The following is a 1,558-nucleotide window of genomic DNA, read 5'->3' on the forward strand; positions in this document are numbered from 1 at the left end:
CCGCTTCACTCGCCGGGCGTCCGCTGAGCGTGACGGAGCAGGTCACAGGCAAAACCGCCCGCATTGCGGAGCGCTTTGTCTACGCAGGCAACAGCGCGGCAGAGAAAAAACTGAACCTGGCGGGGCAGTGCATCAGTCATTACGATACCGCGGGTCAGGCACAGACCGACGCGATAGCCCTGACCGGCGTGCCGCTGTCCGTCACCCGTCGCCTGCTGAAGGACGCCGATAACCCGGATAACGTGGCCGACTGGCAGGGTGCGGATGCGTCCGCCTGGAACGATTGGCTGGGCGCAGAAACGCTGACCACGCAGAGCACCGCCGACGCTACCGGCACCGTCCTCACCACCACCGATGCCAAAGGCAACCTGCAGCGCGTGGCGTATGACGTGGCGGGCCTGCTGGCGGGCAGCTGGCTGACGCTGAAAGGCGGTAAAGAGCAGGTCATCGTGAAAGCCCTGACGTACTCCGCCGCCGGACAGAAGCTGCGCGAAGAACACGGCAACGGCGTGGTCACCACCTACAGCTATGAGCCGGAAACACAGCGCCTGACGGGGATAAAAACCGAACGCCCGGCCGGGCATGTGTCTGGCGCGAAGGTCCTGCAGGATATTCGCTACGAATACGATCCGGTGGGCAATGTGCTGAAAATCAGCAACGACGCGGAAGAGACGCGCTTCTGGCGGAATCAGAAAGTGGTGCCGGAAAATACCTACGCCTACGACAGCCTGTACCAGCTGGTCAGCGCCACCGGGCGCGAAATGGCGAATGCAGGCCAGCAGAGCAGTCAGTTACCCGCCGCCACCATCCCCCAGCCGACAGACAGTACCGCCTTCACCAGCTATACCCGCACGTACGCCTACGATAACGGCGGCAACCTGACGCAGATACGCCACAACGCGGCGGCGACCAACAACCGCTACACCACGGACATCACGATAAGCGACCGCAGCAACCGGGGCGTGCTGAGCACGCTGGCAAAAAATCCGTCTGACGTGGACGCGCTGTTCACGCCGGGCGGGCAGCAAAAACAGCTGCAGCCGGGGCAAAATCTTACCTGGACGCCGCGTAACGAGCTGCTGAAAGTCAGTCCTGTCCAGCGCGACGGCAAGGCGAACGACAGTGAAAGCTACCGCTATGACGGCGGCAGCCAGCGCCTGCTGAAGGTGAGCACGCAGCAAACCGGGAACAGCACGCAGACGCAGCGGGCGCTGTACCTGCCGGGGCTGGAGCTGCGAACCACCCAAACCGGCAGCAAGGAAACGGAAAATCTGCAGGTCATCACCGTGGGTGAAGCAGGCCGGGCACAGGTGCGGGTGCTGCACTGGGCGGCGGGCAAACCGGCGGACATTAACAACGACCCGGTGCGCTACAGCTACGACAACCTGACCGGCGGCAGCGGGCTTGAGCTGGACGGCAGCGGCAACGTTATCAGCATGGAAGAGTATTACCCGTACGGCGGCACGGCGCGGTGGGCAGCCCGCAGCCAGACGGAAGCGAACTACAAAACGGTGCGTTACTCGGGCAAAGAGCGGGACGCGACGGGCCTGTACTACTA

General features: G+C 63.4%; 1 pseudogene. It reads left to right on the plus strand.

Going from position 1 to position 1,558, the window contains the following annotated elements:
• Positions 1 to 1,558: pseudogene (locus tag CNE01S_RS23990) on the plus strand (RHS repeat protein); the annotation flags it as partial.

The sequence above is a fragment of the Cedecea neteri NBRC 105707 = ATCC 33855 genome (assembly GCF_001571265.1).
GTDB classification, from domain to species: domain Bacteria; phylum Pseudomonadota; class Gammaproteobacteria; order Enterobacterales; family Enterobacteriaceae; genus Cedecea; species Cedecea neteri.